The organism is Rhodohalobacter sp., assembly GCF_041686455.1.
GTDB lineage: Bacteria > Bacteroidota > Rhodothermia > Balneolales > Balneolaceae > Rhodohalobacter.
On sequence record NZ_JAWLDW010000002.1, the window covers coordinates 1 to 7,258 of the forward strand.

The following is a 7,258-nucleotide window of genomic DNA, read 5'->3' on the forward strand; positions in this document are numbered from 1 at the left end:
TCAGCAAGCTCCCTTTCGGCGATCGCCTGGTCAATAGTGATGTCTACTTCGGTTGAGTTTGAAACTGTAATTCTCTGTTTTTCTGAATAAAGATTACCCGGAGCGTTGATTCTCGATTCGCTTTTATCCTGATCCCAGAGAATCTGAATGTTATACTCACCCTCCGGAACGTTCGCGAAAGACCAGTCAGTCGTTTTTGTCCAGTCATTATTTGGAACAAGCGTAATATTTCCATCCGGACTGAAACCGGTTCTGTTTATGGCAAAGATATGGCTCATACTTCCCGGATATGGCCAGATTTGATCCATCGGCTCTACCTCGAGATTTTGATTCAGAAACACGTATAACCTTCCATCATCTTGAAACGACTCTTTAACTTCATCCGAGACAGAAAGGTTTATGGTTACTGAATGGCTGCCGACTTGATCATCGGTTGTGCATCCGGTGAAAAGAAAAAGAAGGAGAAGAAGTGGTATGAAATTTTTCATGGAAAAGTTGTATTTGGTATTAGATAAAGCGGGTTTTTAATCCAGTAATCTTTCAATGTAATGAAAAAAATCATAGCACAGCTTAATAAGAAAGCCATAAACGAGATCAATAAAGTTGTTTTATCTTTGTAAAGTGTTTTTAGTAATATTCACATTGAAAGTAGATGCAAATTCAAAGATGACCGTTTGCTGAATGAAGGAAAAATCGACCATAAGAGTGGTGAGAGAAGAAGATTTTTTCGGAGTGTCCCGAAAATTAAAGGTGTTAGTTGACGATAAACACGTTACAGACCTTAAATACAATCAAGGAATCAATATCAATGTGCAACCCGGTACATATAAAACTCAGGTAAAAATGGATTGGTGCACATGCAGGCCTGAAAAAGTGGGGCTGGAAGCAGGGGAGAGAGTAGAGTTCAGGGTAGAAACCGGATTTGATGAATCTATCGAGATGCCATCAAGTAATTTCGTGGCAACAAAGCGTTTCTTCAAAAGTGCATTTGACTGGTCATATGTAGATTACGGTACGAAGTATATCGCCATAGAAAATGCTTTAATAAAAGTAGTATCGGCAGGAGTGGAGATTCTAAGAGATATCTTCTCAATTCCTGGTGGCCGTCGATTTCATTTTCAGATCCAAACGGAAATGAGTATGCCGTTTGGTCTGAGGAAAGAACATAATCCGGTCGGAAGTGATGACTTATTTCAGAATAATTACAGCTTCATTTTCATTATCAATTCGTTAGATTTAGAATTGGAAAATGAAAAAATGAGACTGCCGGTAAAAAAATGGGCCAGCCTACAATCGAAGATGCCAGGAGCGCATTAAAAAAATATTGGGGATATGATGACTTTCGTCTCGGACAGGATGAGGCGATACAGTCTGTATTAGATGGAAAGCAAACGCTTGTACTTTTCCCCACAGGTGGCGGGAAATCTCTTTGTTACCAGGTGCCCGCTTTGGTACTTGAAGGTTTGACTATTGTTATTTCACCCTTGGTGGCACTAATGCAGGATCAGGTTGATCAACTGCAAAAATTGGGTATCAGAGCTACATTTATCAACAGTACAATTCCCGGCTATGAGGTTGAACAGCGTTTGGTTAACGCCCGGAACGGCATGTATAAACTACTATATATAGCTCCTGAAAGGCTAACTACTGAACGGTGGCAGATAGAGCTTCCCAATTTGAATATAGATCTTGTAGCCGTTGATGAAGCACACTGTATATCTGAGTGGGGACATGACTTCAGGCCCAGCTACCGAAATATACGGGAAGAGCTTTCACTGATCGGTGATCGCGTCCGATGGATTGCGCTTACGGCGACGGCTACCCCTGAGGTGAAAAAAGATTTGCTGCAGTCGCTTCAATTCGACAGTCCGAATGTGATATCCGGAGGGTTCAAACGTCCCAATCTTCGCTGGTGGGTAAACGAAACTCAGAAAAAGAGAGATCTGCTTATCAAAGCCGTGAAAAAGGGGATTAAAAGGGGCAGTGGTATTGTGTACGCCAATACGAGGAAAGATTGTGAGTATTGGGCAGACTTTTTTACAAAGAAAGGAATTTTGGCGAAACCGTATCATGCAGGTCTTGAGAGCGATTTACGGGAAAAAACTCAAAACCAATGGATCTCAGGCGAAGTTCCGTTGGTAGTGGCAACCAATGCTTTTGGAATGGGAATCGATAAACCGGATTGCAGATTTGTAATTCACTATTTTATGCCGCTTACACTCGAAGCCTACTATCAGGAGGCGGGCCGTGCCGGCCGTGACGGGGAGACCAGCTACCCGATTTTGATTTATAAAAGCAGTGATGTGGACATGCTGAAATCAAGGATTTTACGATCCTACCCTGAATATGATACACTAAACAAAATATATACGGCTCTGTGTGACGAACTGAACCTGGCCATTGGAAGTGAACACGAGGGATCGGAACCGGTAGATTATGCGGCAGTTGCAAAAAGGAGTGGTTACCGGGAGAGAGAAGTCCAAAGAGGAGCAGAGGTTCTGCAGAGACTTGAAATTCTGGAGCTGACGGATCTCTACAGGCCTAAAGTAGGCATACACTTTTTGGTGAGCAGATCGTATGTAAGGGACAAAGTAGAGGAACTGAATTCAAAAAAAGGGGAGTTTTTAGATCAGTTATTCAGAATTTATGGCCCGCCATCCTTTTCTGATTTTCACTATATCGAAACAAATTACCTGACGGAGAAGCTCAGTGTTAATGTAAATCAACTTCACAAAGCTCTTCGGGTATTTGCAGATCACGACCAGATTCTGAAAGTGAAGCTGATCGGAGAAAAACCACTGGTCAGACTATTAGATCCCCGTATGCCGAAACTTCATATCGATCAGAAAAAAGCGTATCACTACCGCGACGTACTTCTGAAAAAACTTGAGTATATGGATGGTTATGCAACTACACAGGGTTGCAGAGAGGTATATCTAAGAACTTATTTTGGTGAAACCGATGCCAGGCCCTGTGGAAACTGCGACAATTGTAAGTACATCAATAAAAATAAAATTGATTCCGTATCTGATTCAGATATCAATAAAGTGAAAAAAGTATTGATGTCCGGCGCGAAAGATATCGAATCGATTCAGAACCGGGTAGAGTGGAAGAGAGAGAAGTTAAAACAGGTCATTGAATTCATGGAAAGGGAGCACGTCATAAAGCGGGTAGAAGACAAAGGTGAATCTTACAAACTTACTTGAAATAAATGCAAAATTAAATCCGGTATTATTAAGGATTTTCCATATGAAAAGCCCCTTCAGTTAAATTAATCCTAATTTTATTTACCTTTTTATCTTTAAATGTTTAGTTTAAGCCCGCTCAGAAAAGTTGATAAAAATATTTAGGGTAACACATAATTAAATATAATTGTGTTTGTGTATAAATAGACTTTGGCTCATTTCAATCACCTTTTCTTTTAAAGTTGTGGACTGTATTTAAAAAACAGCGACAACACTCAATTAGGATCATATAACTCTATTAAAAACTACATCATCTCTATGAAAGAATTTTTCGAAAACTTCTTTGACAAGTATGGTCTGTCTTTTATAATGGTTGCCAGTTACTTTGGCTCAGGCTCTATTTTTATTGCTAGTCAAGCAGGCGTTGAATACGGATACGTTCTAATATGGGCTGTGCTTGGAGCGGTACTGCTCGGTTTCATGGCTCAGGATATGAGTGCCCGCCTCGGTATATTCGGTGATACGCTCATGAACTTTATTCGCAATAAGCTAGGTAAAAAAGGTGCGTTAACCATTGCGGTATTTTTGTCCGTTGGGTGTATTGCCTGGACGCTGGCTCTCACGGCAGCTGTTGGTAAAAGTTTTGAAATTCTATCTGCCGGAGCGTTGTCATGGCAGCCAATCGCAGTTTTAACTGGTGTGATGGCTATAATTGTGGGAATTTTGAATTACGATTATGTAGAGAAGGTAATGACCGGAATGATGTTCCTGTTGCTTATTCTCTATATTATTGTAGCAGGTGCCAGCGGACCTGATATGATGGAGGTGGCAAAAGGATTTGTTCCATCTATTCCGGATGTGGGTGCGATGCTTTTGGGAGCCGCAATTTTGGGGACAACGGCCCTCTGGCCTAATTTTTTCCTGGAATCTATATTGGTAAAGAGAAAAGGGTGGAACAGTTTCAAGCACGTGAAGATGATGCGTACCGACCTTGCCATGGGGTATACGGTTGGCGGTATCATTACCCTGGCCATTATCGTTGTGGCGGCAGCTGTTCTTAGACCTGCCGGATATACTGAACTTTCCTCATTTGTAGCACCCGGTGAAGCACTTGAAATCGTGTTGGGCCAATGGGCCATGATCGTATTTTTGATCGGTGTAATTGCAGCAGCTTTTAACAGTATTGTACCGATTATGTGGACGGTTCCCTTTATGATTCTGGAAGCATTAGACATCGACCACAAAGATGGATCCAGTAAAGCATTTAAGATGATTTTTGCGGGTGGAATTCTGATTGGTATGTTTTCACCGTTGGTGGCTCAAATTACCGGACTTAGTGTTGTGGAAATGGTGACACTCTTCCCGGCGTATAATGGAGTGTTTGGTTTGCCCATTACGGCTGCGCTGCTATTCTGGGCAGTTAACGATAAGAAGCTGATGGGTGCTCAAACCAATAACTGGAAGCTGAATATTGCAAACAGTGCTTTGGTGATTTTCTCTATCTATATTGCGATCAATTCCGGAAAAGGCGTTTTGCAAGCTATCTTTGGTGGAATGCTCGCATAAACCAAACTGAATGACTTTTATAAGTACACTCCTTTTTTTAAACAATCTTTCCATGAGCCCCGAAATGGCGATCCTCATGTTTGTGATCGCCCTTGTCGGGGGTTTTTGTATTACCACCATTGGTCCAGGCGGTATATTCGTAACCATTGCACTTTTTGCACTGCTGCCACTCGACCCGAGTACGGTAGCGGGTACGGCCAGTGCCACCTTTATCGCTACAGGAATTGTGGGAAGTATGGGGTATCTCCGTTCCGGACAGCTTGGAACCAAAGAGGCGATGAAAGGAGCGTTTATTCTCAGTATTGCTTCAGTGATCGGGGCGTTTGCCGGGTCGCAAATTAATACGTTGCTTGATGCCGGTACATTTGCCGTTCTGCTTGGACTTTTTGTCTTTTTTACCGGTCTGCTTATTCTCTACCGCCAAAAAAATAAGCTTGCTCCTGAGAGGAAGCTTCAGATGGATACGGTAAAAGGGATGCTCTATCTGGGCGGAGTAGGAATAGCTGTTGGGTTGCCCGGTGGACTTTTGGGAGTAGGAGGACCTGTATTGGCTGTTCCGATTCTGGTAGTTCTTGGAGTTCCAATGCTTCTCTCTGTTGCACTTGCTCAGGTACAGTCGATATTTATCTCCGGAATGGCCACTGCCGGCTATATGATTCACGATGCCGTTGACTGGTGGCTGGCTCTCTTTTTAGTCATTCCATTATTGATAGGGACTGTTGGTGGATGGATGGCGGCTCAAAAAATCCGGGCTGCCCGGCTGCAAATCTTTCTGGCAATCGTGCTTGTTATACTGGGTGTTTATCTGATGGTTGGCGGAGCTACGCCGGGGTCGTTTTAGTTACGCACTTCTTGCTTTTTTATTGGTGTGACGGTGCCTTAAAACATATCCCGTAAACCGTACAGTCTAAGAATACCCAATCCAGACTGCAACAACGAGGGCAATGGAAGCGAGAACTAAAAGTTTAAGAATCAACGGACCGATAAATTTAAACCATCGGTCATAAGAGATTCCGGCCAGCCCCAGAATCCCCATTAAAACAGGATTTGTGGGAACAATCATGTTCATAAGCCCGTCGCCAAACTGAAAGGCAAGTACGGAAATTTGCCGGGATACTCCAACCAGATCGCCGATAGGCGCCATCAGCGGCATAGTTACAAATGCCTGTCCGCTGCCGGATGGAATAAAGAAATTCAGAATGCTTTGAATAAAAAGCATACCTACGGCGGAGAACTCAGCACCAACGGACGAAAGAGGAGTTGCCAGTGCATTAACAACGGTATGCAGAACTTCGCCATCTTCGAGCAACAGCGCGATAGACCGGGCAAACCCGATAAGCAGAGCGGTGGCCGTAAGTTCAGAAGCTCCTTTTCCAAATACTTTAGCAGTCTCATTCATACTAAGTTTCGATATGATTCCAACTACAACGGCCAAAGCAAAAAACATGGCGCCAAGTTCAATCAGGTACCAGGAGTACTGGTAAATGCCAAAAACGAGAAGAACCAAAGCCGCAAGTGTTGCTGCCAAGACTCCAATGTGTCGGTTGGTCATCTCAGGGTACGTTGTTTGTCCTTTTGATGCCTTTGTTGCAATAGCCCCGGCCATCAGGCTCTTGGAAGGATCCTCCAGTATTTTACTTGCGTAGCTCCAGACGTGATGAAAACCAACAGCAAGGAATGGGACAGCCAATATAGCCCTGTATTCAATCCCGGATGCGGGCTGTAGCTCAGCAACTTCTTGTGCTACCAGAAGCGTAAATGGGTTCATCAATGCAATCCCGTAGCCAATACCGTAACCAATTACCATTGTCCCGATTGCTGTAATAGCATCGAGCCGGAGAGCAGCGCAGACCGATATCAAAATAACGGCAAAAGGGATGTATTCCTCTGCCATACCCAGCGTGGCTGATGCCGCTGCAAAAGCAAACATCGCAAAAAAGAGTAACAGAAAGGGTTTGTCGCCATATCGATTGATCATTTTACCCAATAGTGCATCAATGGCTCCGGTCTCACGAACCACGGCCAGTGCACCTCCTATAATCAATACAAAGAATATAATTCCCTGAGCATCGGCCAGTGCGCGCGGCACAACCGTGAATAGCGACAGAGGGGAGAGCATCTCTTTTTCGGCGACTTCGGTGAAGGTACCCGGCACTACCATCTCCCGGCCCTGATCAGTTACTTCGGTCTGAAATTCGCCGGAAGGAATAACCCAGGTGAGAATCAAAGCAAATATCATTAAAAAGAAAAGGAGGACAAGCGTATGCGGGACCTTGAATTTCATAAGCGGATGCAAATGGTTGATCAAATTTCAAAACAGTATACGAAAAGTAGATTTTAGATGTGAAAGGGAGCTTTGGGGATTTTGAATGAAGAAATTTGAATACCACCAATCAACCTCCCTCATTTTCTCGCAGATTTTCGCAGATAAAAATTGCTGAGTTTCGCTGGTATAATTTGCACCTTAGCAAGGTAAAAGACAGAATCATATCGTTTGTCAATGCTGA

5 protein-coding genes and 1 pseudogene are annotated in these 7,258 nt (G+C 43.4%); 4 read left to right on the forward strand and 2 right to left on the reverse strand.

Annotated features, from left to right (window positions below; all coding sequences use genetic code 11):
• A pseudogene (locus ACESM0_RS00325) lies at positions 1-488 on the reverse strand (hypothetical protein); the annotation flags it as partial.
• A gap of 193 nt (positions 489-681) precedes the next feature.
• On the opposite strand from ACESM0_RS00325, the gene ACESM0_RS00330 reads away from it, so the two are divergent.
• The 4 genes from ACESM0_RS00330 (at position 682) to ACESM0_RS00345 (ending at position 5,592) form a co-directional block, all read left to right on the forward strand.
• Positions 682-1,317, forward strand: coding sequence for a hypothetical protein (locus tag ACESM0_RS00330; protein ID WP_372902505.1), 636 nt, complete (start codon positions 682-684; stop codon positions 1,315-1,317).
• Complete coding sequence (locus ACESM0_RS00335; protein ID WP_372902507.1) at positions 1,278-3,206, forward strand: ATP-dependent DNA helicase RecQ; 1,929 nt, start codon at positions 1,278-1,280, stop codon at positions 3,204-3,206. Before ACESM0_RS00330 ends, ACESM0_RS00335 begins: the two co-directional genes overlap by 40 nt.
• Positions 3,207-3,503: 297 nt before the next feature.
• The gene (locus tag ACESM0_RS00340; protein ID WP_372902509.1) at positions 3,504-4,751 is read left to right on the forward strand and encodes an Nramp family divalent metal transporter; all 1,248 of its coding nucleotides are present in this window, start codon (positions 3,504-3,506) and stop codon (positions 4,749-4,751) included.
• A gap of 10 nt (positions 4,752-4,761) precedes the next feature.
• Positions 4,762-5,592, forward strand: a complete 831-nt coding sequence (locus tag ACESM0_RS00345; RefSeq protein WP_372902511.1) for a sulfite exporter TauE/SafE family protein — start codon at positions 4,762-4,764, stop codon at positions 5,590-5,592.
• A gap of 66 nt (positions 5,593-5,658) precedes the next feature.
• Here ACESM0_RS00345 and ACESM0_RS00350 read toward each other — a convergent pair whose 3' ends face one another.
• Entirely contained in the window at positions 5,659-7,035 is a 1,377-nt protein-coding gene (locus ACESM0_RS00350) for a YfcC family protein (RefSeq protein ID WP_372902513.1), read from the reverse strand.
• Between the last annotated feature and the right edge of the window lie 223 nt (positions 7,036-7,258).